Source organism: Burkholderia sp. BCC1644 (genome assembly GCF_902833225.1).
Lineage (GTDB): Bacteria > Pseudomonadota > Gammaproteobacteria > Burkholderiales > Burkholderiaceae > Burkholderia.
Map to the genome: position 1 here is coordinate 32027 of NZ_CADFEI010000009.1, position 23482 is coordinate 55508.

General features: G+C 67.5%; 19 protein-coding genes. 7 read left to right on the forward strand and 12 right to left on the reverse strand.

The window, feature by feature from the left end; translation table 11 throughout:
• Window positions 1-88: 88 nt before the first annotated feature.
• Window positions 89-982, reverse strand: a complete 894-nt coding sequence (locus HWX87_RS19055) for a LysR family transcriptional regulator (protein WP_176048567.1) — start codon at window positions 980-982, stop codon at window positions 89-91.
• Between the two features lie 120 nt (window positions 983-1102).
• On the opposite strand from HWX87_RS19055, the gene HWX87_RS19060 reads away from it, so the two are divergent.
• Window positions 1103-2134, forward strand: a complete 1032-nt coding sequence (locus HWX87_RS19060) for an NAD(P)H-quinone oxidoreductase (RefSeq protein ID WP_244137706.1) — start codon at window positions 1103-1105, stop codon at window positions 2132-2134.
• A 33-nt stretch (window positions 2135-2167) separates the two neighbouring features.
• Here the strand turns inward: HWX87_RS19060 and HWX87_RS19065 are convergent, their stop codons facing one another.
• The 3 genes from HWX87_RS19065 to HWX87_RS19075 form a co-directional block, all read right to left on the reverse strand.
• Window positions 2168-2989: a betaine/proline/choline family ABC transporter ATP-binding protein gene (locus HWX87_RS19065; protein ID WP_176048568.1), complete on the reverse strand. Its 822-nt coding sequence runs from the start codon at window positions 2987-2989 to the stop codon at window positions 2168-2170.
• A gap of 14 nt (window positions 2990-3003) precedes the next feature.
• Window positions 3004-3969, reverse strand: coding sequence for a proline/glycine betaine ABC transporter permease (locus tag HWX87_RS19070; protein WP_176048569.1), 966 nt, complete (start codon window positions 3967-3969; stop codon window positions 3004-3006).
• A gap of 70 nt (window positions 3970-4039) precedes the next feature.
• Window positions 4040-5077, reverse strand: a complete 1038-nt coding sequence (locus HWX87_RS19075) for an ABC transporter substrate-binding protein (protein ID WP_176048570.1) — start codon at window positions 5075-5077, stop codon at window positions 4040-4042.
• 575 nt (window positions 5078-5652) lie between these two features.
• Between HWX87_RS19075 and HWX87_RS19080 the strand changes: the two genes are divergently transcribed.
• From HWX87_RS19080 to HWX87_RS19090, 3 genes are all read left to right on the forward strand, one after another.
• On the forward strand, window positions 5653-6804 hold the full coding sequence (locus HWX87_RS19080) for a porin (protein WP_176048571.1): 1152 nt from the start codon (window positions 5653-5655) through the stop codon (window positions 6802-6804).
• A gap of 339 nt (window positions 6805-7143) precedes the next feature.
• Window positions 7144-7953 (forward strand): OXA-1043 family class D beta-lactamase, encoded by an 810-nt coding sequence (blaOXA, locus tag HWX87_RS19085; RefSeq protein ID WP_176048572.1) that lies wholly within the window; start codon window positions 7144-7146, stop codon window positions 7951-7953.
• The gene (locus tag HWX87_RS19090; protein WP_176048573.1) at window positions 7950-9089 is read left to right on the forward strand and encodes an acyltransferase; all 1140 of its coding nucleotides are present in this window, start codon (window positions 7950-7952) and stop codon (window positions 9087-9089) included. Before blaOXA ends, HWX87_RS19090 begins: the two co-directional genes overlap by 4 nt.
• A gap of 180 nt (window positions 9090-9269) precedes the next feature.
• Here the strand turns inward: HWX87_RS19090 and HWX87_RS19095 are convergent, their stop codons facing one another.
• The 5 genes from HWX87_RS19095 to HWX87_RS19115 all read right to left on the reverse strand — a co-directional run bounded on the left by HWX87_RS19095 (window position 9270) and on the right by HWX87_RS19115 (window position 14854).
• Window positions 9270-10007, reverse strand: coding sequence for a hypothetical protein (locus tag HWX87_RS19095; protein WP_176048574.1), 738 nt, complete (start codon window positions 10005-10007; stop codon window positions 9270-9272).
• A gap of 33 nt (window positions 10008-10040) precedes the next feature.
• Window positions 10041-11432 carry an alkaline phosphatase gene (locus HWX87_RS19100; protein ID WP_176048575.1) on the reverse strand — a complete coding sequence of 464 codons (1392 nt, stop codon included), beginning with the start codon at window positions 11430-11432 and terminating at the stop codon, window positions 10041-10043.
• Window positions 11433-11464: 32 nt separating this feature from the next.
• Entirely contained in the window at window positions 11465-12898 is a 1434-nt protein-coding gene (locus tag HWX87_RS19105) for an alkaline phosphatase (RefSeq protein WP_176048576.1), read from the reverse strand.
• A gap of 154 nt (window positions 12899-13052) precedes the next feature.
• Window positions 13053-13643 (reverse strand): methyltransferase domain-containing protein, encoded by a 591-nt coding sequence (locus HWX87_RS19110; RefSeq protein WP_176048577.1) that lies wholly within the window; start codon window positions 13641-13643, stop codon window positions 13053-13055.
• Between the two features lie 227 nt (window positions 13644-13870).
• A complete protein-coding gene (locus tag HWX87_RS19115; protein ID WP_176048578.1) occupies window positions 13871-14854 on the reverse strand; it encodes an aldo/keto reductase in 984 nt (327 codons plus the stop codon).
• 121 nt (window positions 14855-14975) lie between these two features.
• Between HWX87_RS19115 and HWX87_RS19120 the strand changes: the two genes are divergently transcribed.
• A complete protein-coding gene (locus tag HWX87_RS19120) occupies window positions 14976-15893 on the forward strand; it encodes a LysR family transcriptional regulator (protein ID WP_176048579.1) in 918 nt (305 codons plus the stop codon).
• Between the two features lie 133 nt (window positions 15894-16026).
• On the opposite strand, the gene poxB is transcribed toward HWX87_RS19120, so the two are convergent.
• Window positions 16027-17748 carry a ubiquinone-dependent pyruvate dehydrogenase gene (gene poxB / locus HWX87_RS19125; RefSeq protein ID WP_176048814.1) on the reverse strand — a complete coding sequence of 574 codons (1722 nt, stop codon included), beginning with the start codon at window positions 17746-17748 and terminating at the stop codon, window positions 16027-16029.
• A gap of 257 nt (window positions 17749-18005) precedes the next feature.
• A complete protein-coding gene (locus tag HWX87_RS19130; RefSeq protein ID WP_176048580.1) occupies window positions 18006-18533 on the reverse strand; it encodes an Lrp/AsnC family transcriptional regulator in 528 nt (175 codons plus the stop codon).
• Between the two features lie 149 nt (window positions 18534-18682).
• Between HWX87_RS19130 and mdeB the strand changes: the two genes are divergently transcribed.
• On the forward strand, window positions 18683-21418 hold the full coding sequence (mdeB, locus tag HWX87_RS19135; protein WP_176048581.1) for an alpha-ketoglutarate dehydrogenase: 2736 nt from the start codon (window positions 18683-18685) through the stop codon (window positions 21416-21418).
• Window positions 21419-21531: 113 nt separating this feature from the next.
• Here the strand turns inward: mdeB and HWX87_RS19140 are convergent, their stop codons facing one another.
• Window positions 21532-22032, reverse strand: a complete 501-nt coding sequence (locus HWX87_RS19140) for an Lrp/AsnC ligand binding domain-containing protein (RefSeq protein ID WP_176048582.1) — start codon at window positions 22030-22032, stop codon at window positions 21532-21534.
• Between the two features lie 198 nt (window positions 22033-22230).
• On the opposite strand from HWX87_RS19140, the gene HWX87_RS19145 reads away from it, so the two are divergent.
• A complete protein-coding gene (locus tag HWX87_RS19145) occupies window positions 22231-23247 on the forward strand; it encodes a 1-aminocyclopropane-1-carboxylate deaminase (protein WP_176048583.1) in 1017 nt (338 codons plus the stop codon).
• Window positions 23248-23482 lie beyond the last annotated feature (235 nt).

Sequence of the window (23482 nt, forward strand, 5' to 3'; positions counted from 1 at the left end):
ACCGCCTCACGTCATCGTCGGCCGGCGGCGACGGAATATCGTCCGGCGTGCTGTCGGGCAGGATCGCGATCCGGTTGCCGTTCCCGCCTCAATCCCCCGCCCCGCCCTGCACCGGCACCTCGTCGAACACCCGCACGATGTGGTCGATCATCGCGCTCATCCGCGCGGTATGCCGCAAATCCTTGTGCGTCACCATCCAGACTTCGTAAGGCCGCGCCGACGTACGCGCCGGCCACACGCGCACCAGCGCGTCGCGCTCCGCGATTGGCACCGGGAGTTCGGCGAGCCCGAGCCCGGCGCGCGCCGCCGCGCGCAGCATGAGATTCGAATTCAGCCCCGACACGATCCGCCCGGCGCGCACCGGCTCGCCGACCACCGTGAGCGGGCCGCGCGCATTCAGGTGCGGCAGGAAGCACACGAGGTCATGCCCTTCGAAGCCGGTGCCGGGCACCGGTTCGCCATGCCGCGCCAGGTATTCCTCTGACGCGTACAACCCCGTCGGCCACGCGGCGAGCCGGCGCGTGAGCAGATCGGGATTGTCGGGCTTGATCGTGCGGATCGCGATGTCCGCCTCGCGCTTGGCGAGGTTCTCCACCTGCGTCGACGTGTTGAGCAGCACGCGTACGTCCGGATGCTCGTCGTGCAGGTCGCGCATCGCGCGCATCACGAATTCGAGCCCGATCGTATCGGTCGTCGTCACGCGCACGTCGCCGGCCAGGCGCCGGTCGACGCCCTGGGTCTGCCGCACCAGGTCGATCGCCGACTGCTCCATCTTCTCCACGTTGCGCAGCGCGACCTCGCCCACCGCGGTCGGCACGTACCCGGCCGACGTGCGCAGGAACAGCGTCGCCCCAAGCGCGCGCTCGAGCGCCGCAAGCCGCCTGCCGACCGTCGCCTGATCGAGCCCGACCGCCCGTGCCGCGCCGCGCAGGCTGCGTTCCCGGTGGATCGCGAGAAAAATTCGTGCGTCGTCCCAGTTCAAGCGCCTTCTCCAAGGTGATGCAAATTTGCATCTGTGGTCGTGAAAATCGCTGCGTGAATTCATCAAGGCCCAAGCCTATACTTTTTTCACCGACCACTCACCAGTCTTTTCGAGGCAAACATGTCCGATACGCTCTCCTCCATTCCCGCCGACATGGCGGCAGTCGAAATCACCCGCCCCGGCGGCCCCGACGTCCTCGCGACCGCACGTCGCCCCGTGCCGCGGCCCAAGGCCGACGAAGTGCTGATCCGGGTTCACGCCGCCGGCGTGAACGGCCCGGACGTGCTGCAACGCAAGGGGCTCTACAACCCGCCGCCCGGCGCGTCCGACATCCCGGGCCTGGAAATCGCCGGCGAAGTCGTCGCGACCGGCGAAGCCGTGCACGGTTTCGCGCCGGGCGACCGCGTCAGCGCGCTGGTGACGGGCGGCGGCTATGCGGAATACGCGGTCGCCCATCACCTCACGACGATGAAGCTGCCGCCCGGCCTCGACATGATCGAAGCCGCGGCGATGCCGGAAACGTTCCTGACGGTATGGCTGAACCTGATCCAGCGCGGGCGGCTGCAGGCGGGCGAATCGGTGCTGATCCACGGCGGCGCATCGGGCATCGGCACCACCGCGACGATGATCGCGAAGGCGATGGGCGCATCGACCGTCATCACGACGGTCGGCTCGGAAGCGCATCGCGCCGCGAGCCTGCGGCTCGGCGCGGATCACGCGGTGAATTACCGCGAACAGGATTTCGTCGCCGAAGTCGACGCGATCACCGCCGGCAAGGGCGTGGACGTGATCCTCGACATCATCGCGGGCGACTACGTGGCGCGCAATTACCGGGCCGCGGCGATGAACGGGCGGATCCTGCAGGTCAGCGCGCTCAACGGGCCGGCGAAGGAACTCGACGTGTGGCCGATGATGACCAAGCGCCTCACGCACATCGGTTCGACGCTGCGCTCGCGCACGCCGGAGGAAAAGGGCGCGCTCATCGCCGATCTCGAGCGCCACCTGTGGCCGCACGTCGCGGCGGGCACGGTCAAGCCACAGGTGTTCCGCACCTTCCCGCTCGACGACGCGCGCGGTGCGCACGTGCTGATCGACTCGGGCGTGCACGTCGGCAAGATCGTGCTGACGACGGCCGCGCACCGCGCGCGGTGAGCGCAGTACGCGGCCTGGGCAGCGAGACGCGCGTCAGTTCATGCTCGTGCGTTTCTCGACGAACCGCCGCACATAGTCGTCCGCCGGCCGCGACAGGATGTCGTCCGGCGTGCCGACCTGCACGAGCGTGCCGTCGCGCAGGATCGCGATCCGGTCGCCGATGCGTAGCGCCTCGTCGAGATCGTGCGTGATGAACACGATCGTCTTCGACAGCGTCGCCTGCAGTTCGAGCAACTGATCCTGCATCTCGGTGCGGATCAGCGGGTCGAGCGCGGAGAACGCCTCGTCCATCAGCAGCACGTCGGTGTCGGCCGCCAGCGCGCGCGCCAGCCCGACGCGCTGGCGCATCCCGCCCGACAGCTCGTCCGGATAGTGATCGCCATACCCGTCGAGCCCGACCTTCGTCAGCCAGTTGCGCGCCGCGTCGGCCGCGTCGTGCCGTTTCTCGCCGCGCGTGCGCAGCGCATACGCGGCGTTGTCGAGCACGGTCTGGTGCGGCAGCAGCCCGAAGTTCTGGAACACCATGCTGACCTTGAAGCGGCGCAGCTCGCGCAGCCCGTGCGCGTCGAGCTTGATCACGTCGCTGCCGTCGATCACGATCTCGCCGGCCGTCGGTTCGATCAGCCGGTTGAAGTGCCGCACGAGCGTCGATTTCCCCGAGCCCGACAGCCCCATGATCACGAAGATCTCGCCTGACTCGATGCCGAGGCTCACGTCGTTGAGCCCGACGTTGCAGCCCGTTTCGGCCAGCACGTCGGCCTTGCGCTTGCCCGAGCGCAGCAGGTCGAGCACGCGCGCATGCGCGGCCTGCGGCCCGAACAGCTTGTACACGTGTTTGACGTCGATAGTCGCCATGTCTGCCTCCGTTCCTATGCGCGCGACGATTGCGTCGCCTGATTCGAATCGACGCCCGCCGACTGCGCCTTGCGCGGCAGCCGGTACGGCACGCGCGATGCGCCCTTCTGCCGGCGCTGCTGCGCGAGCCGGCGGCGTGCGCGCCGCTCCTGGCCGAAGCCCTGGCTGATCCGGTCGATCACGATCGCGAGGATCACGATCGCGAGGCCGGCCTGCGTGCCCTTGCCGACGTCGAGCGTCTGGATGCCCGCGAGCACGTCCTCGCCGAGCCCGCGCGAGCCGATCATCGACGCGATCACGACCATCGACAGCGCCATCATCGTCGTCTGGTTGATGCCGGCCATGATGCTCGGCCGCGCAAGCGGAAGCTGCACGTTGACGAGCAGTTGCCAGCGCGTCGTGCCGAACGCACGTGCGGCCTCCGTCACGTCCGGATCGACCTGGCGGATGCCGAGATCGGTCAGGCGGATCAGCGGCGGCAACGCATAGATGATCGTCGCGAGGATCGCGGGCACCTTGCCGAGCCCGAACAGCATCAGCACCGGGATCAGGTACACGAAGCTCGGCAGCGTCTGCATCACGTCGAGCACGGGCAGCAGCAGCCGGCGCAGCCACGGGCTGCGCGAGGCGAGGATGCCGACCGGCACGCCGATCGCGACCGACAGCACCGTCGAGACGAGCATCAGCGCGAGCGTCTGCATCAGCTTGTCCCACAGGCCGAAGCAGCCGATCGCGTAAAGCAGCAGCATGAAGAGCACGCCGAGGCCGATGCGGCGCGTCGCATTCCACGCGATCGCGCCGACGACCAGCAGCACGAGCCACGGCGGCGCCACGCGCAGCGCGCCTTCGAGCGGCACGAGCAGGTAGCGCAGCACGAGCACGCTGAAGTGATGGAAGCTGTCGCCGTATTGCGCGACGAACGTCTCGAGCGCGCTGTTCACCCAGTCGGCGATCGACAGGTGCAGAAAGAAGCCGTTCATGTTGATTCTCCGTCGCGCCGCGAAGGCGCGTGACGGCGGCGGCGGGCGCGGGCCTGCCGCCGCGCGCAGGTTACGCGCCCTTCAGGCTGCCGGCGATCTTCTGCGCGACGTCGGCCGGCACCCACTGCTTCCACATGTCCTGGCGAGTCTTCAGGAACTGCGTGGCCATCGCCGCGCCGTCGATCTTCTTCGTCGTCATCTCGAGGATCGTCTGGTTCAGGAAGTCCATCGGAAAACGCACCTTGCCGAATACGCCGACGAGATCGGGATTCGCATCGGCGAACGGCTTCGACACGCCGACCGTCAGCCGCGACACCATGTACGACGACGCGCACTGGTGCGTGCTGCTCTCGTCGCGCAACGTCTTCCAGCATGCTTCGTTATAGGCCGGCATCTTCAGCGCGGTGAACTTGTATTTCGCCATCAGCGCGGCCGGGCCCCAGTAATAGAACACGATCGGCGCGCCGCGCTGGTACGCGGACGCGATCGCCGCGTCGAGCGCCGCACCGGTGCCCGGATGGAAGTTCGTGTACGACTGGTCGAGCTTCAGCACCTTCAGCAGACGCGTGTTCACGCGCTCGCAGTCCCAGCCCGTCGGGCAGTTCAGGAAGCGGCCCTTGTCCGGTTCCTCCTCGTCGGCGAACACCTGCTTGAACTTCGGCAGATCGTCGACCGATACGAGCCCCGGCGCGACCGGCTTGATGTTGCGCGCCGGATCGCCCTTCACCACGTAGTCGGGCACGAACCAGCCTTCCGTTGTGCCGCCCGGCAGCGTGTCGCCGATCAGCTTCACCGAGCCCGACGCAACCGCCTTCGCGGTGATCTCGCTGCGGCCCGTCCACTGCTCGGCCCAGATCTGCAGGTCGTTGCGCGCGAGCGCCGTTTCGGTGGCGGCCGTGCTGCCCGGCACGACGTCCGTCTTGCAGCCGTAGCCCTTCTCCATGATCTGCCGCAGCACTTCGGTCGCAAACGACCCGCTCTCCCACGTGATGCCCGCGAAATGGACCGTCTTGCCGTCGGCGCACACGCCGCCGGCCGCGTGGGCCGCGGGCGCGGAAAGAATCGCCGCGGCGGCGAGAAGGACCGTTTTCAGTCGTCGAATCTGCATGGTGGGTCGTCTCCAAATCGAATCTGTTGTTTGTGCGTCGCGGCATGCGCGGCGACCGGCGAATCGTGCATCCAGCCACGTCCGGTCAGCCTGCATGTTTCAGCCGCCAATATGTTTAGGGAAACGAGTAATTCCGATCATTGCAATCGGCAGCGCCAATCGATCGCCAGGTACGCCGTGAGGCCCGCCGGACGGGCTTCCCGGCCGATTTCCCGTACTCGCGCACGGCCCTGCCAGGGCCGCGTCGCGCCCCCGTTCGGCGAGGGTGCGAGCGGCGTTGCAGCGCGCCGCCGCGCACGCCGTTTCGACTGTCGAAACGGTCTGTCGCGACCCCATTGGCGAACCCGATCCCATCCATCGAAATTACTCGCTTTCGATTCCTTTTCGGCTTCGGAAGAATGCGCGGTGTCATCGGAGGAGACACGACCCGACGTAGCCGGTCGCCGCGCCGCCGCGCATCGCGCGTTTCCGGCGCCGCGCGCGCTGCGCCGGATCGCCCCGGATGACGGGGCGCGCCTCGCCGGACGCGCTCACGACAACCGATACAAGAAGCTGGATATCCCGGAGATCTCTCAATGAAAAAGACCCTGACGGCGCTGGCCGTAACGACCGCCTTCGCGTCCCCCGTGTTCGCGCAAAGCAGCGTCACGCTGTACGGCGTGATCGACGAAGGCCTGAACTACACGAACAACGTCGGCACCGGCCACGTCTACGAGATGGCGAGCGGCTACGCGCAGGGCAGCCGCTGGGGCCTGAAAGGCAGCGAAGATCTTGGCGGCGGCATGAAGGCGATCTTCCAGCTCGAAAACGGCTTCGACGTGAACACCGGCCGGCTCAACCAGGGCGGCCGCATGTTCGGCCGCCAGGCCTACGTCGGCCTGAGCCAGACGCAGTACGGCACGCTGACGTTCGGCCGCCAGTACGATTCTGTCGTCGACTATCTCGCACCGACCACGGCCAACGGCAACTGGGGCGGCTACCTGCTCGCGCACCCGTTCGACAACGACAACACCGACAACTCGTTCCGCCTCGACAACACCGTGAAGTACGCGAGCCCGAACTTCGGCGGCTTCACGTTCGGCGGCGCATACAGCTTCAGCAACAGCACGAACTTCTCGGACAACCGCGCGTACAGCTTCGGCGCGCAGTACCAGAACAACGGCCTGCTGATCGGCGCCGCGTACCTGCAGGCGAACCATCCGGGCGACGGCTCGGCCGGCGCGATCACCGCGAACGACGCGAGCTACATCGCAGAGCGCATGCGCGTGTTCGGCGCGGGCATCAACTACACGTTCGGCCAGGCGACGGTCGGCTTCGCGTACACGAACTCGAACTACAAGAACCCGACCGGCAACGGTTACCTCGGCACGCCGGGCGCGATCATCGCCCCGGGCGCGACGGTCAGCGCGATCAAGTACCAGAACTTCGAGCTGAACGGTTCGTACCAGATCACGCCGGCGTTCATGGTCGGCGCGCAGTACGTGCTGTCGCTCGAGAAGTACGACGCATCGACCGGCAATGCGAAGCCGAAGATCCACTCGGCCGGGCTGATGGCCGACTACAACCTGTCGAAGCGCACCGACGTGTACGTGCAGGCCGCGTACCAGCACATCGCCGGCGACAAGACGAACTCGATCCTCGACAACGCGTTCATCCCCGGCACCGACGCGCCGTCGTCGACGTCGAACCAGGTGGCCGTGCGTCTCGCGCTGCGCCACAAGTTCTGACGCAACCCGGTTCTCCGTTCTTCACGCGACACCCGTGCCGGTCGGCCCGAGGTGTCTTCGCCCGCCCGCAAGCGCAAGCCTGCCGGCGGGCTTTTTCATGCACGCCGCCACGCGTGACCGGCCGGCGCCGCCGCAACGGACAGCAAGCAGGCGCACAATCGCCCCGTCAACCGTGACAGGTCAACGGACGACGATCCGTCGATACACTGTGGGCCTGCGCAACGGCCGCCATCCCCGCCATCCCCGTCTTCCTCGATGCCGGCCGTCGCCTTCATTGCGCACGGCCTGCCGCCTTTCGCCCGCGCCGTGCGCCTGCTGCCCATCCCCGAGGAGTGTCACTTGAAGCACTGGCGCCGCGCGCTGTTCACCTTCGCCGCCGGCCTTCTGGCCAGCACGACTTCCGATGCCCGCCCGATCTGCACCGTCGTCGCCGACGCCGCCACCGGCCAGGTGCTCGTGCAGCAAGGCGACTGCGCGACCCGCGTGACGCCGGCGTCGACGTTCAAGGTCGCCATCAGCCTGATGGGCTTCGACGCGGGCGTCCTGAAGGACGCGCACACCCCGACGCTCGACTTCCACGCCGGCTACCCCGACTGGGGCGGCGCGCCGTGGCGCGAGCCGACCGATCCGGCGCGCTGGATGAAGCTGTCGGTGTTCTGGTACTCGCAGCAGGTCACGCAGGCGCTCGGGCAGGCGCGCTTCCAGCAGTACACGACCGCGTTCGGCTATGGCAATGCGGACGCGACCAGCCAGCAGGGCGAACTGAACGGCGTGATGGGCGCGTGGGTCAACGCGTCGCTGCGCATCTCGCCGCTCGAACAGGTCGGCTTCATGCGCAAGATCGCGAACCGGACGCTGCCTGTCAGCGCGCACGCGTACGACATGACCGAGCGCATCACGCTGATCGACGCGCAGCCCGGCGGCTGGATCGTGCACGGCAAGACGGGCACCGGGTCGCCGGGGCGCAAGTACGATGCGTCGCACGCGTACGGCTGGTTCGTCGGCTGGGCCGCCAAAGGGCCGCGCCAGCTCGTGTTCGCGTACCTGATACAGGACGACCAGCGGCAGACGCCGAACGCCGGCCTGCGCGCACGCGATACGTTCCTGGCGACGCTGCCGGCCCTCGCCGAAACGGGCGGGCCGCAATGAGCGCCGGCCCGCGCAACGCGCGGATCGACCTGCTGCGCGGGGTGTCGATCGTGCTCGTCCTGCTGCATCACTTCAACATCCCGTACTCGCTGCGCGACACGTCGCTCGCCCGCGTATTCGGCTGGGATGCGGTGCATGCGGTGGCGCGCAATGGCAACTACGGCGTGACGATGTTCTTCGTGATTTCCGGCTACCTGATCACGTCGAATGCGCGACACCGCTGGGGCAACCTCGGCGCGGTCGACGTGCGCGCGTTCTACGTGTCGCGCGTCGCGCGCATCGTCCCGTGCCTGCTCCTGCTGCTCGCGCTCGTCAACGGCCTCGCGGCGGCCGGCGTGCCGATCTTCCAGAACCATGCACCGCAAGGCATCGCCGTGTCGTTCTGGCTCGTGAATCTCGCATCGCTGACGTTCTGGATGAACGTGCTGATCGGCGCATACGGGTGGGTCAACTACGCGCTCGGCGTGCTGTGGTCGCTGTCGGTCGAAGAGGTGTTCTATCTATCGTTTCCGCTGTTGTGCATCGCGCTGCGCCGCGATGCACGGCTGGCCGCGTTCTGGGTGGTCATCGCCGCGATCGGGCCCGTGTACCGCTTCACGCACGCCGGCGACGAAGGCGGATTCCTCTATGCGTACTTTGCGTCGTTCGACGGGATCGCGATCGGCTGCTGCACCGCGTTGCTGGCCGAACGCGCAAGCTGGCAACGGTTGGCCGCGCCGCTCGTGCAGGGTCTCGTCGCGGCGGCGATGGCCGTGCTTTACCTCGCCTGGCCGATCGCGGAAAGCCACGTCGCCGGCGTCACGGCGATGGCGCTCGGCACCGCCGTGCTGCTGATCGGCGCGCACGTCAACGGCACGCGCGCGCAGGGCCGCCTGCTCGCGCCGTTGCGCCGGACCGGCACGCTGAGCTACGAGCTGTATCTGTTCCACCTGATCGTGCTCGGCGGGCTGCGCACGTTCTGGCCGCCGTCGGGCATGCACGGCGACGGCAAGCTGCTGTTGCTGATGGCGTATCTCGCATTGTCGGCGGTGCTGAGCGCGGCGATTGCGCGCGGCTTTGCGACACCGCTCGACCGCTTCATCAAGCGGGTCGCGTCGCGGCCTTCAGCACGTGTGCCGGACGGCGCGCAGCTCTAGCGAATCGTCGGCATCCCCTGCCGGGCGACATCACTACGGAAAAAGAAAAAAGCGGCCAGCGCCCGGCCGTATCGCGAATGCGATACCGGCCGGCCTGACCGCAAACCCCGCGTACGAATCGTACGATCGACCGGGCGACAGAAGCCGTTGCGTGATCGGGAGAGCGTGGCCGCCCGCCGGTCAATCCAGATAGTCGGCGTATTCCTTGCGCGTATAGCTGGCGAGCGTCTGCCACGGCAACGGCTCGCGCCGCGCGGCCGGCGCCGGCGTCAACGTCAGCTTGCGCACGACGCGGCCGTCGGCACTCCGGTATTCGACCGACAGCGGCGCCTGCAGCTTCTCGCTCCACAGGATCCGGTTCACACCGCGCGCGCCGGGCGTATCGACGGCCTGCTCATACCAGACGGTGCCGGGCGCGTCGCCGCGCTTGGCGACCGCGAGCCGCTTCAGCTGCGACGGCGGCGTCACGTAGTACGCGTTGTCCCACGAGCCATCGAAGCCCGTGGTTTCGTACTCGGCCGGCGGCACGCCGACGACCGTCCGGTTCGCCGCATCGACGTACTCGATGCGCGCCGTCTTGCCGTCGTAGGTCACGTGCCGCGCGGCCGCCTGGAAGTTGAAATGCTTGTGGCCCGCGTGGGCCGCGGCCGGCTGCACACCGGCGCGGCGGCCCGTGTCGTGATCATGATCGTGATCGTCGCCATGACCGCCGCCGGCCGCCGCCACGGGCAGCACGCGTTCGACCCACACGTGCCCGTCGCGCCTCACCATCCGTTCGCGATACAGCGTCGTGCGCGTCACGCCGTCGGCCGTCACCGTGCGGCTCTCGTGCAGCAGCACGGCGTCGAGATCGGCCGCTGCAAGGGCCGGCAGCGCAACCCACCCGCAAGCGAGCGCGCAGAGAAGCTGACGTTTCATCGGGCAGTCCCGTTCCTCATGCAGTCAACGGATTCAGAAACCGAACGCCGAGCGTACGAGCCCGAACACTTTCGTGTTGTCGATCGTGCCCTTGAACGCCTTCGCGTCCGCGCCGTCGGCGAACAGCATCACGTCGCCGCCGCCGTGCGTTTCCGAACCCGCGCTGCCCATCCGCACGCCGACTTCCTGCAGATACGCCTCGTTCGTCGCGGTGGCCGAATCGACCGACGTGCGCACGTTCGGCCGGTTCGCGCCATTGCCGAACACCAGCGTCGTGTAGGTATTGCCGTCGGCGTCCTTGCTCGGCTGGCCGTCGCGGTAGTTGCGGCTGATGTCGAGAATCGGGTTGCCGCGCTTCGAATAGCCGTTGATCGTCATCGTGTGGTCGTGGTCGGCCGTCACGACGATCAGCGTATTCGACAGGTCGACCTTCGACAGCGCGACGCGGATCGCTTCGTCGAACGCGGCCGTGTCCTCGAGCGCGCGCTTCGCGTTGGTGCCGTGCAGCGCGTGATCGATGCGGCCGCCCTCGACCATCAGGAAATAGCCGTTCGAATTCTTCGACAGCACGTCGATCGCCTTCGACGTCATCTCGGCGAGGCTCGGCTGCGACGGCCCTTCACCCTTGCCCGCGACGCGGTCCAGCTCGTACTCGAGATGGCTCGTCGAACTGAACAAACCGACCAGCTTGCCGTTGCCGGCCTGCGCGAGCTGATCCTTCGTGGCGACAACCGTGTAGCCCTTCGCCTTCATCTCGTTGAGCAGGTTGCGCCCGTCCGCGCGGCCGCGCTTGTTGGTCGCCGCGTCGAACGGCGTCCAGTGATTGCGGCCGCCGCCCATCAGCACGTCGACGCCGTCGCCGAGCGCCGCGTTGTAGCCCGCGCCGCCCGGCGCCGCCTGCGCGGCGATGTCGTATTGCGCGTCGCGATGGCAGATGTGCGAATAGGTCGCGGCCGGCGTCGCGTGCGTGAGTTCGGTCGTCGTGATCGAGCCGACCGCCTTGCCGCGCGCCTTCGCCAGTTCCAGCAGCGTCGCGACCGGCTGGCCGTTGCCCGGCGCGCAGTTGTTGACCGTCTTGTTGCCGTTCGCGTCGCTGCCCGGCGCGACCGCGCGCGTGTCCGACGACATCGACAGCACTTCGTTGTTCATCTTCACGCCGGTCATGTACGCGGCCATCGACGGCGCGCTGTCGGTCGTCTGCGCGTCGTTCGAGAAGGTCTTGATGCGCGCGGTGCGCGCCAGCGTCTCCATCGTCAGTTGTCCCGACTCACCGACCTTGTAGATCCGGCTCGCCGTCACGGTCGTCGGCCCCATGCCGTCGCCGAGAAAGAAAATCACGTTCTTCGCCTGGCCGGCGGCCTGCGCCGCGCCGCACGCGAAACCCGCGACGGCCAGCGCCGCCGCGATGCACTTGATGGTCGACATCCTGTATTCCCCTGTACCCGTATGATCGGCGCTCACAGCTGCACCGCGTTGCGCACCAGCTCGAAGACCTTGTTGTTCTCGATCACGCCGTGGAACGCATCCGCGCCGCGGCCGATCGCACCGAGGAACACATCGGTGCCGCCGTGCGTCTCGTTGCCCTTGTCCATCCGCACGACCGCCTCCTGGCGGTAGTCGTCGGCGCCCGTCACCGCGTCGGTGAGCGCGGTGCCCGCACGGCTGCCCTGTACGCGGTTTTCGCCGTTGCCGAAGCCGATGATCGTGTACGGCGCGCCGTCCGCGTCCTTCGCGATCGCGCCCGTCTGGTAGCTGCGCAGCACGCCCAGCACGCCGGGCTTGCCCGCCTCGGTCTTGCCGGTGCGTGCCGCATAGCCGTTCAGCACCAGCGTGTGGTCGTGGTCGGCCGTGACGACGATCAGCGTGTTCTTCAGGTCGGGATCGGTCTTGCGCACCTTGTCGATCGTCGCCTTGATCGCGTTGTCGAACGCGACCGTGTCCTGCAGCGCGCGCTTCGCATTGGTGTCGTGCAGCGCGTGATCGATCCGGCCGCCTTCGACCATCAGGAAATAGCCGTTCGAATTCTTCTGCAGCACGTCGAGCGCGCGCGTCGCCATGTCGGTGAGGCTCGGCTCCTTGGTCGCGCCGCGATCGAGGTCGTAGCTCATGTGGCTCGACGAGAACAGGCCGACCAGCTTGCCGCTCTTCGTCGCATCGGCCGCCAGCAGGTCGTCGCGGTTCTGCGCGAACGCATAGCCCTTCGCCTTCAGCTCGTTGACCAGGTTGCGCCCGTCGGTGCGCTTGCCGCCGCCGTCCTTCGGCACGAAGAATTGCGTGCCGCCGCCGAGCACGACGTCGACGCCGTCGCCCAGCGCGCCGTTGTAGCCCGCGCCGCCCGGCACGAGCTGCGCCGCGATGTCGTTCTCGGCATCGCGATGGCACACGTGCGCGTAGGTTGCGGCGGGCGTCGCGTGCGTGACGCGCGTGGTCGTCACGACGCCGGTAGCCATCCCCTGCGCCTTCGCGATCTCGAGCAGCGTCGACACCGATTTGCCGTTGTTCGCGCCGCAGTTGCCGGTGAGGCCGGCGGTCGGTTCGATCGCCTTCGTATCGGGCGACATCGAAATCACTTCGTTGTTGGTCTTCACGCCGGTCATGTACGCCGACATCGACGGCGCGCTGTCCGTCACCTGCGCATCGTTCGAGTAGGTCTTCACGAACGCGGTTTCCGGCAGCGTATCGATCGTGAGCGCGCCGTCTTCACCGACGCCGTAGATACGTGCGGCCGTCAGCGTCGTCATCCCCATCCCGTCGCCGAGAAAGAAGATCACGTTGCGCGCCAGCGGCTTCATCGGGCCGGGCGCCGTGCTGGTCGGGCCGTCGTCGCTGCCGCATCCGGAAAGCGCAAAGGCGCCGGCACAGAGCAGCGCCGCCATTTTGTTTCGATTCATGTTGCCGGTTCTCCCCGCCGTTGATGCTTTCGAAATGAAAGGCGATGGTAGGAACCCGATGTGACGGCAATATGAATGCTAATTGGAAGGCATCGAATGAATTATGAAAGGCGTCGGCGAGGCACCCCGGTCGGGCGCCGCGCGCGCAGCGGCGTCATTCCGCGTGTTCGGCGGTGGCGCTGCGCACGGTCACGATCCGTGCAGGCGGAATGTTTGCCCAGACGATCCGGCTGCCGCAGGCAACAAATGCCGAATCGCCCAGCGGATGACGGCCGGGCGGCCGCAGGTCGTACGTGAACTGGATCATCACGCCGTCGGCCGACAGCACGCGGTGGCACTGATCGACGATCGCCGTCACGTCCTCGCGCGGCAGCGTGCGCAGCGGCAGGCACGACACGATCGCGTCGACGTGCGCACCGGGCGGCAATAGCCGTTCGAGCTGCCGTGCATCGCCCGACACGATCGAGATGCCCGGAAAGCGCCGCCGCAGATGCTGGACGAACGCCGGCGAACGCTCGACCACGACGAGGCGCCGTGGCGCGACGCCGCGTTCGAGCAATGCCGCGGTGATCGCACCGGTGCCGCCGCCGAGCTCGACGACGAGCCCTTCGCCGTCCGGCACCGCATCGGCCATCTCGCGCGCCAGGTGCCGCGAACTCGGACACAACGCACCTACCGCGGCCGGACGGCCGACCCACTCGCGCACGAACAGCGCCGAGACACGCCACGCATTCGGCCACATCACGGGCAGCCCTTCAACGATTGCGCCGTCGGCAACGACGTGCCGAAGACTTCATGGAACAGGGCTACGGCGACACGGGGCTTGGGCATGCGCATCCTCCTGGACGAATCGGTCCGCCGCAGGAAGAGCGACGATCAAATCGATTCTAGGAAACGCAAACTTAAGGCGACGTGAAGATTGACCCTGATTCCCCTGATCAATTCGTGCCCGATCAGGCGCCGGACGCGCGTTCAGCGATCGACGCGCTGCTGCAACTGCGCCGGATAGCGCTCGCCGACGATCCTGATCTGCTGCAGTGCGGTCTCGATCGCGGCGAGATCGTCGGCCGTCAGCACGACGTCGGCCGCGCCCACGTTCTCGTCGAGCCGGTGCAGCTTCGTCGTGCCCGGAATCGGCACGATCCACGGCTGGCGGGCCAGCAGCCAGGCCAGCGCGATCTGCGCGCGCGTCGCGCCTTTGTCGGTCGCGATGCGGCCGAGCAGATCGACGAGGCCCGCATTGGCCTTGCGGTTGTCCTCGGAGAAGCGCGGCACGATATTGCGGAAGTCGTTCTCGGCAAAGGTGGTGTTCGCATCGATCGCGCCGGTCAGGAAGCCTTTCCCGAGCGGGCTGAACGGCACGAAGCCGATCCCGAGTTCCTCGAGCGTCGGCAGGATCCGCGCCTCCGGCTCGCGCCACCACAGCGAATACTCGCTTTGCAGCGCGGCGACCGGCTGCACCGCGTGCGCGCGGCGAATCGTCTGCTCACCGGCTTCCGACAGCCCGAAATGCGCGACCTTGCCCTCGCGGATCAGGTCCTTGACCGTGCCGGCCACGTCTTCGATCGGCACGTTCGGATCGACGCGATGCTGGTAGAACAGGTCGATGCGGTCGACCTTCAGCCGCTTCAGCGCCGCGTCGGCCACATCGCGGATATGCGACGGCCGGCTGTCGACGCCCTTCATCGGCAGGCCGCCCTCGAAACCGAACTTGGTCGCGATCACGACCTGGTCGCGAAACGGCGCGACCGCCTCGCCGACCAGTTCCTCGTTGACGAACGGGCCATACGCTTCCGCCGTGTCGAAGAACGTCACGCCGCGCTCGAACGCGGTGCGAATCAGCGCGATGCCGCTCGCCTTGTCGGTCGCGGGGCCGTAGCCGTAACTCAATCCCATGCAGCCGAGCCCGATTGCCGAGACTTCGAGGCCGCTCTTGCCAAGCATGCGCTTTTGCATGAATTTCTCCTGCGAAAAAGGTGAAGACGATCGACGGAATGCCGAGGAACGCAGTGTAGGTTGATGGATACGGCTCAACAATCGGCGTACCATTTCACGCGTTATTGAGGAATTTTCACAAATGCAGCGCACCGACATCGGCGAACTGACCAGCTTCATCACGATCGCGGAGCAGCGCAGCTTCAGCGGCGCGGCGCGCATCCTGGGCGTGTCGCCGTCGGCGCTGAGCCATACGATCCGCCACCTCGAAGCACGCCTCGGCGTGCGCCTGTTCAACCGCACGACGCGCTCGGTCGCGCTGACGGAAGCCGGCGAACAGTTGCTGGTGCGCGTGCGGCCCGCAGTAGCCGATCTCGAGGACGCGCTGAACGACGCCGCCACCGCCCGCAACCGCCCGTCCGGCCAGATCCGGATCAGCGCGTCGGAAGCCGCGTCGCGTCCGCTGATCCGGCACGTGTTGCCGGCCTTCGTCGCCCGCTACCCGGACATCCACGTCGAGTTCGTCACCGATTCGCGGCTGATCGACATCGTCGAACACGGGTTCGACGCCGGCATCCGCGTTCACGAAGATGTGCCGCGCGACATGATCGCCGTGCGCTTCGGCGGCCCGATGCGCTTCGTCGCGGTCGCATCGCCCGGCTACCTGTCGCGGCATGCCGCACCGGAAAGCCCGCAGGACCTCACGCGCCACGCGTGCATCCGCTACCGCTTCGAAAGCGGCGCACTCTATCGCTGGGACCTGATGCGCGACGGCAAGCGCGTGAGCGTCGATGTCGACGGGCCGCTGACGCTCGGCAACCAGACGCTGATGATCGACGCGGCGCTGGCCGGCATCGGAATCGCGTGGGTCACGGAATCTCGCGTCGCCGAGCATCTGGCGTCGGGACGGCTGGTGCAGGTGCTGCCCGAGTGGAGCCAGCTGTTCGACAGCCTGTGCCTCTACTACCCGGCGAACCGGCATCCGCCGGCCGCGTTGCGGCTGTTCGTCGAGGCCGTGCGCGAGTGGGTGGCCGCCGGGTGCGAAGCGGCGCCGGGCTGAACGCACGCGCAGGCCCAAGCGCACCGGCCCATCGTCGCGGACGATGCCGTGCGGCGCCTCACAATGCACCGTGTCGCGTTCGTCGATGCGTGACGCCGCGGGCGCTGCCCGAAGCAGCGCTGCGCGGCACCGCTCACCGCAGGTTGGTTCTCGCCAGCTCGACGATCTCGTCGCCGCGCCCGCTGAGGATCGCGCGCAGCATGAACAGGCTGAAGCCCTTCGCATGCGCGAGCTCGATCTTCGGCGGCATCGCGAGTTCGTATTTCGACGTGACGACGTCGACGACGGCCGGCCCGTCATGCGCGAACGCCATGCGCAGCGCTTCTTCGACGTTCTCCGAGTGCTCCACGCGCACGCTGAAGATGCCCGCGCCCTTCGCGATCGCCGCGAAATCGGTCGGGCTCAGGTCGACGTTCGTGTCGAGATAGCCGGCCGCCTTCAGCTCCATCGACACGAAGCCGAGCAGGCTGTTGTTGTACACGACGATCTTGATCGGCAGCTTGAGCTGGCGTGCGGTGAGCAGGTCGCCGAGCAGCATCGACAGCCCGCCGTCGCCCGACAGCGACACCACCTGCCGCCCCGGATGCGCGCCCTGCGCGCCGAGCGCCTGCGGCATCGCATTCGCCATCGAGCCGTGATTGAACGAGCCGTGCAGTTGCCGCTTGCCGTTCATCGTCAGGTAGCGCGCGGCCCACAGCGTCGGCGTGCCGACGTCGGCCGTGAAGATCGCGTCTTCCGCCGCGACTTCGTCGACGATCTTCGTCAGGTACTGCGGATGAATCGCGCGGCCCGGGGGCTCGGCCACCGCGAGATCGTCGAGCCCCTTGCGCGCCGCTGCGTAATGCTTCAGCGCATTCTCGAGGAAACGCCGCTGGGTCTTGCGCGTCAGGCGCGGCAGCAGCGCCGCGATCGTTTCCTTCACGGTGCCGACGAGGCCGAGCGCGAGCGGCGCGCGATGGCCGAGCTGCGAGCCTTTCCAGTCGATCTGCGCGACCTTCGCGTTCGACGGATAGAACGGCCGGTACGGGAAATCCGTGCCGAGCATCAGCAGCGTGTCGCACGATTCCATCGCGTGATAGCCCGAGCTGAAGCCGATCAGCCCCGTCATCCCGACGTCGAACGGGTTGTCCCATTCGACGAACTGCTTGCCGCGCAGCGCATGCACGACCGGCGCACCGAGCGTGTCGGCCAGCGCGACCACTTCGTCGTGCGCGCCCTGCGTGCCGCTGCCGCACAGCAGCGTGACCGCGTCGGACGCATTGAGCAGCGCCGCGAGCCGGTCGAGATCGGCATCGGCCGGCAGGATCGACGGCGGCGCCGCTTCGCTCCATGCCGGCGCTTCTTCCGGGCCGTCGCCGAGCGCGATGTCGCCCGGCAGCACGATCACCGCGACGCCGCGCTCGTCGATCGCGGTGCGCATCGCGCGCGCGAGCACGCGCGGGAACTGCGATGCGTTGGTCACGAGTTCCGCGAAGTGGCTGCACTCGCGGAACAGTTCCTGCGGATGGGTTTCCTGGAAGTAGCCGAGCCCGATTTCGGTCGACGGAATGTGCGCGGCGATCGCGAGCACCGGCTGGTGATTGCGGTGGCAGTCGTAGAGGCCGTTGATCAGGTGCAGGTTGCCTGGGCCGCAGCTGCCCGCGCACACCGCGAGCCGCCCGGTCGACGCGGCATCCGCGCCGGCCGCGAACGCGGCGCTTTCCTCGTGCCGCGTATGCATCCAGCGGATCGAGCCGATCTGGCTCAGGCTGAACGACAGGCCGTTCAGGCTGTCGCCCGTCACGCCCCAGATGCGCTCGACGCCCGCTGCCGCCAGCGTCTTCGCCAGATATTCCGCCATCGTCTGTCTAGCCATCATGCCCTCGCTCGTTGATCGGTCGTCACACGATTGATCCGGCAACGGCAGCCGCCGTCGCCGCTGACGGGACGAGCATACGCGATCGTGCCGTGCGGCGTCGTGAAGACGCGAACGCCCTGCACGCCGCTGCGGCAGCGATCAATCCTGCCGCATGCCGGCCCTTTCGACGGCGTCGGGCAATCGTCGGCGCCTTGTCATCGTTCCGACTGCAGTCGGAAGCCGGAAACCGGGCAGGCGCGCCGGCGACTCCCCGCTCAACTCCAGTCCGACGCGGCCTCGTCCGGATCGACCAGCGTCAACCCCGCCGCCGGCAGCGGCAGCGCGGTCTTGTAGCGCACCTGCTTCAGCGCGAAGCTCGAGCGGATGTTCGACACGCCGGGAATCGTCGTCAGCCGCTCGATGATGAAACGTTCGAGCGTGCGCATGTCGGGCATCACGACGCGCAGCAGATAGTCGGCGTCGCCCGACATCAGGTAGCACTCCATCACCTCCGGCCGCTGCGAGATCGCCTCCTCGAAACGCTGCAGCGCGTCCTCGACCTGCTTTTCGAGGCTGACCTGGATGAAGACGTTGATCCGCAGCCCGAGCGGCTCGGGATCGAGCAGCGTGACCTGCTGCCGGAACAGCCCGAGCTTCTCGAGCGCGCGCACGCGGTTGAAGCACGGCGTCGTCGACAGGTTCACCGCGCGCGCCAGCTCCGCGTTCGTGATCCTCGCGTTCTGCTGAAGCTGGTTCAGGATGCCGATGTCGATGCGGTCGAGCCGCTTCGGGGTTGTGCTCATGGTTCGAATATTCCTTCGCTCGCGTCAATTCCAGAATATTTACACTATCCGGAAGCAAATTCCCAATGAAATCAGACGCATATTCTGGGGATCGGCGCGTAGCATGAGTCCCATTGATGCGTGCCACTCCCGGCGCGCGGGAGACTCCCATGACGGATCTGTCGAACGGTATCGAACACGCGCAGCGCGCGACTCTCGCGCGCGTCGATGCGGACCCGGAAGAAACCGCCGAATGGCTCGAGGCGCTCGACGCGGTGGTCGCGCACGTCGGCCGCGACCGCGCGCAATACCTGTTCGACCGGCTCGCCGAGCATGCGCGCGCCAGCGGCCTCGCGTCGCCGCGCACGCCCGTCACGCGCTACCTGAACACGATTCCGCTCGCCGAGCAGCCGCCCTACCCGGGCGACCTCGACCTCGAGGAACGGCTGTCGGCCGCGCTGCGCTGGAACGCGCTCGCGATGGTCGTGCGCGCGAACCGCGCGTACGGCGAACTCGGCGGCCACATCGCGAGCTATGCGTCGGCGTCCGACCTGTTCGAGACCGGCTTCAACCACTTCTTCCGCGCGGCGTCGCCCGCGAGCGGCGACGCCCCCGGCACGGCCGGCGGCGATCTCGTGTATTTCCAGCCGCACTCGTCGCCGGGCGTCTACGCACGTGCGTACCTCGAGGGCTTCCTCACCGAGGATCACCTGAAGCATTACCGCCGCGAGATCGCCGGCCCGGGCCTGTGCTCGTATCCGCACCCGTGGCTGATGCCCGATTTCTGGCAGTTCCCGACCGGCTCGATGGGCATCGGTCCGATCAACGCGATCTACCAGGCGCGCTTCATGCGCTACCTGCAGCATCGCGGCCTCGCGAACACCGCGGGCCGTACCGTGTGGGGCTTCTTCGGCGACGGCGAGATGGACGAACCCGAATCGCTCGGCGCGCTGTCGCTCGCCGCGCGCGAGGGGCTCGACAACCTCGTGTTCGTGATCAACTGCAACCTGCAACGGCTCGACGGCCCGGTGCGCGGCAACGGCCGCGTGATCGACGAACTCGAAGCGCAGTTCGCGGGCGCCGGCTGGAACACGATCAAGGTGTTGTGGGGTTCCGACTGGGATCCGCTGTTCGCGCGCGACCACGCGGGCGCACTCGCACGCGCATTCGCCAATACGGTCGACGGGCAGTTCCAGACCTTCTCCGCGAACGACGGCGCATACAACCGCGCGCGCTTCTTCAGCCAGGACCCGGCGCTCGAAGCACTCGCTGCGCAACTCACCGACGCGGAGATCGACCGCCTGCGCCGCGGCGGCCACGATGCCCGCAAGCTGCACGCCGCGTATGCACGCGCGCTCGCGCACCGCGGCCAGCCGACGGTGATCCTCGCGAAGACGATGAAGGGCTACGGGATGGGCGCGGCCGGCCAGGGGCGCATGACGACCCATCAGCAGAAGAAGCTCGACGTCGACGATCTGAAGGCGTTCCGCGACCGCTTCCGGTTGCCGCTGTCGGACAGCGACGTCGAGCAGTTGAAGTTTTACAAGCCAGCAGAAGACAGCCCGGAAATGCGTTACCTGCATGCCCGCCGGGCTGCCCTGGGAGGCTATCTGCCCAGAAGGCGGATGGCGGCATCGAAGGGGCTGACCGTCCCTTCGATGCCGGCCTGGGGTGCGTTCGCGCTGGATGCGGCCGGCCGCGAGATGTCGACGACGATGGCGCTCGTGCGCATGCTTGCCGCGCTGATCAAGGATCGCGACCTCGGCCCGCGCGTCGTGCCGATCGTCGCCGACGAAGCGCGCACGTTCGGCATGGCGAGCCTGTTCCGGCAGGTCGGCATCTACTCGCCGCTCGGCCAGCGCTACGAGCCGGAGGATCTCGGCTCGATGCTCTATTACCGCGAGGACACGCGCGGCCAGATCCTCGAGGAAGGCATTTCGGAGGCGGGTGCGATCTCGTCGTGGATCGCCGCCGCGACGTCGTACAGCGTGCACGACCTGCCGATGCTGCCGTTCTACATCTACTACTCGATGTTCGGTTTCCAGCGCATCGGCGACCTGATCTGGGCCGCCGCCGACCAGCGCGCGCGCGGCTTCCTCGTCGGCGCGACGTCCGGGCGCACGACGCTCGGCGGCGAAGGGTTGCAGCACCAGGACGGCAGCAGCCATCTCGCCGCGTCGACGATTCCGAACTGCCGCGCGTACGATCCCGCGTTCGCGTATGAAGTCGCGACGATCGTCGATGCCGGCATGCGCGAGATGGTCGAGCAGCAACGCGACGTGTTCTATTACGTGACCGTCATGAACGAGAACTACGCACAGCCGTCGATGCCCGGCGGCGATGCGCAAGCATTGCGCGAAGGAATCCTGAAGGGGATGTATCCGCTGGCGGCGGAATCGCATGCGACCGCGCAGGTGCAGTTGCTCGGCGCGGGCGCGATCCTCGGCGAAGTCATCGCCGCGCAGCGCATGCTGAAGGAAGACTGGGGCATCGATGCGGCCGTGTGGAGCGTCACGAGCTTCACCGAACTGCAGCGCGACGGGATGGAGGCCGAGCGTCGCGCGCGGCTCGACGACGACAGCCTGTACGCAATGCCGTATGTCACCGGCGCGCTCGCCGCGACGCGCGGGCCCGTGATCGCCGCGACCGACTACGTGCGCGCGGTGCCCGAACTGATCCGCGCGTACGTGCCGCGCCGCTACGTGACGCTGGGTACCGACGGGTTCGGGCGCAGCGACACGCGTGACGCGCTGCGCGCGTTCTTCGAGGTCGACCGCGCAAGCATCGTGCTTGCGGCGTTGAAGGCGCTGGCGGATGAGCACGAGATCGACCCGGCCATCGTGCGGGCCGCGCGCGAACGCTACCGGCACGGCACATCGCCGGATACGCCGCCCTGGCAACGCTGACGCGAAACGCCGCGCGACCTGCGCGGCGTCTTTGCATGGATCGGCGGTTGCGTGCCATGACCGCCGACGGTCATTGATGACTCGCGCTCCACTCCACCCGCCGCCGAACCGCACTACACCGGCAGCGCGTGCGTCGACAGAATCTCCTTGAGCACCATGAACGAGCGCACTTGCCGCACGCCCGGCAGATAGATCAGCTGCTCCGCATGCAGCCGGTTGAAGCTCTCGTTGTCGCGCGTGCGCACCAGCATGAAGTAGTCGAACTCGCCGGTCACGACGTGACATTCGACACACCCCGACACCTTCTGCGCGGCCTTCTCGAACGCGGCAAATGCCTCCGGCGTCGAGCGGTCGAGCACGAAGCCGATCACGACGAGCATGCCGGCCCCGAGCGGCTTCGGGTCGAGCAGCGCGACGATTCCGCGAATCATCCCCATCTCCTTGAGCCGCTCGACGCGCCGCAGGCACGCCGGCGCGCTCAGCTTCACCTTCGCGGCGAGGCTCACGTTCGAGATCGACGCGTCCTGCTGAAGCTGCCTGAGGATCGCGCGATCGATGCGGTCGAGCGCGGGCGCCGCATCGGCCGGCACCGCCGAATTTCTACTTAATTTCATTGCGTCATCCTCCGTTTTTCCGAGCCTAAATTGCTTTGATAGCTCCATCTTCATTATCAACGTAGGCCGACGATATTTATTTCGCAAGCTCATTTCGTGCGTGCTTGCCTATCATTTTTACATCGGGAGGCCGCATGCCGACGCTTCCCGAACGTGCTGCTTCCCGTACCCACCCCGCCTTTCCGGAGACTCGAGTCGATGAACCTGCAACGTTTCCCCCGTTATCCGCTGACGTTCGGCCCGACCCCGATCCAGCCGCTCAAGCGCCTGAGTGCGCACCTCGGCGGCAAGGTCGAGCTGTATGCGAAACGCGAGGACTGCAACAGCGGCCTCGCATTCGGCGGCAACAAGACCCGCAAGCTCGAATACCTGATCCCCGACGCGATTGCGCAGGGCGCGGATACGCTCGTGTCGATCGGCGGCGTCCAGTCGAACCAGACGCGCCAGGTCGCGGCCGTCGCCGCGCATCTCGGGATGAAATGCGTGCTCGTGCAGGAGCACTGGGTCAACTACGACGATCCGGTATACGACCGCGTCGGCAACATCCAGCTGTCGCGCATGATGGGCGCCGACGTGCGGCTCGTGGCGGACGGCTTCGACATCGGCATTCGCCGCAGTTGGGAAGACGCGATGGAAAGCGTGCGGCAGGCGGGCGGCAAGCCGTATCCGGTGCCGGCCGGCTGCTCCGAGCATCCGCTCGGCGGGCTCGGCTTCGTCGGCTTCGCCGAAGAAGTGCGCGCGCAGGAAGCGCAGCTCGGGTTCAAGTTCGACTACATCGTCGTGTGCTCGGTGACGGGCAGCACGCAGGCGGGGATGGTCGTCGGCTTCGCGGCCGACGGGCGCGCGGATCGCGTGATCGGCATCGACGCGTCGGCGACGCCGGAAAAGACACATGCGCAGATCACGCGTATTGCCCGGCACACGGCTGAAATCGTCGAGCTCGGGCGCCGCATCGACGAACAGGACGTCGTGCTCGACACGCGTTATGCGGGCCCGGAATACGGGCTGCCGAACGACGGCACGCTGGAAGCGATCCGGCTGTGCGCGCGGCTCGAAGGCATGCTGACCGATCCCGTCTATGAAGGGAAATCGATGCACGGGATGATCGACAAGGTGCGCAACGGGGAATTCGAGCCGGGGTCGAAGGTGCTGTATGCGCATCTCGGCGGCGTGCCGGCGTTGAGTGCGTATGCGGAGATTTTCCGCAACGGGTGACGGGCGAGCGATCGCGCTCCGGCGCGCCCGCCTGCGCGCCGTCACGGCGCCGGCCCGGTCGACTTCGTCGACATCGGGACGGCGCCGTTTCTTCGTTATGACGCGTCCTGCGTCCCTTGGCTGCCTCTCGCTCCGCCCCATCGCGGCGCTCCACCGCTTTTCACTCCCTCCCCCGCAGCTTCGCACACGGCATCGCCCCCGTTTCCTCCACGCCGACCACCGCCTGCATCGAACG